Source organism: Bariatricus sp. HCP28S3_A7 (assembly GCF_052066375.1).
Classification (GTDB): Bacteria; Bacillota; Clostridia; order Lachnospirales; family Lachnospiraceae; genus Allocoprococcus.
On sequence record NZ_JBQHSG010000079.1, the window covers coordinates 1 to 1,257 of the forward strand.

3 rRNA genes are annotated in these 1,257 nt (G+C 46.5%); all 3 read right to left on the bottom strand.

The features are described from left to right. Nucleotides 1-382 (bottom strand): 23S ribosomal RNA (locus tag ACTNA4_RS16040); the annotation flags it as partial. Between the two features lie 442 nt (nt 383-824). Further along, nucleotides 825-942: ribosomal RNA gene (rrf, locus tag ACTNA4_RS16045) — 5S ribosomal RNA — on the bottom strand. A 215-nt stretch (nt 943-1,157) separates the two neighbouring features. Continuing rightward, nucleotides 1,158-1,257: ribosomal RNA gene (locus ACTNA4_RS16050) — 16S ribosomal RNA — on the bottom strand; the annotation flags it as partial.

The window sequence follows — 1,257 nt, forward strand, 5'->3', positions numbered from 1 at the left end:
GTCTTTCGCTTACGGGGCTTTCACCCTCTCTGGCTGGCTTTCCCAAAACCATTCTGCTAAACTTGTCAGATCATTTCTGCAGTCCGAACCCCGGAATGCACGCATTCCGGTTTGGGCTCTTTCCATTTCGCTCGCCGCTACTTTGGAAATCACGGTTGTTTTCTCTTCCTCCGGCTACTTAGATGTTTCAGTTCACCGGGTTCCCCTCCATACGTTATGGATTGGCGTATGGATACTGGAGGTCTGCTCCAGTGGGTTTCCCCATTCAGATATCTCCGGATCGTCGGATATTTGCTCCTCCCCGAAGCTTTTCGCAGCTTATCACGTCTTTCATCGGCTCTTAGTGCCAAGGCATCCACCCTGCGCTCTTTCTAGCATAACCAATAGATGTCGAAAGCGGTTCTGCTGATTCAAAGCGGTTGTTGGAAGCTCGCTTCCATAAGACCGTTTTGCAATCTGCGGAATCATTTGCGAAGCAAAGGATATCGAACGGGCTTTGCTCGTGAGATAACCGCTCCGTAAATCATTCGACGGGTCGCTCTCTTACATCGACACATATATAGCGTTATATGCGTTGGTATTCAAGGTTGTTTTTTTACTTCGTTTTCTCGAAGTGTTAGTTAATTGTTACTCTTAAGAATAACAATCACCTCGGATGTCTTTCTCTATTTATTTGAGAATTGATTTTCTTTGTATGCGATTTTCAAGGTACATTGCATAACAGATCATCTGTTATGTATTTTCTGACTGATGTTATCAGTCATTAAAAACCAGAAAATTTTTCTAATCTTTAATCACTGGTAAAACCAGCTTTTCTTTTTTGATTCTGGCGGCCACCTGCTCTCCCACACCGTCTCCAGTGCAGTACCATCGGCCGCTTAGGTCTTAACCATCGTGTTCGGGATGGGAACGGGTGTGTCCCCTAAGCGCATCGCCACCAGAAATATTCTGTTATCTTTTTTTCGTGAGTGCAGTCTTTCTCTTCACCCTCCAATCCGCTGCGCTTCTTGTCGGGCTACGTTCAAGCCTTCTTATGCATCTCATCTTCCATCCCTGTTCCTGCAAGCAAGCTTGCGTCACAGTTCTGTAAGCTAATCTGCGCACTCACTCCTTGATAACTAAGCAATAGACACAACACCTTACTTCTTCTTCCTTAGAAAGGAGGTGATCCAGCCGCACCTTCCGATACGGCTACCTTGTTACGACTTCACCCCAGTTATCGGTCCCACCTTCGGCAGCTCCCTCCTTTCGGTTGGG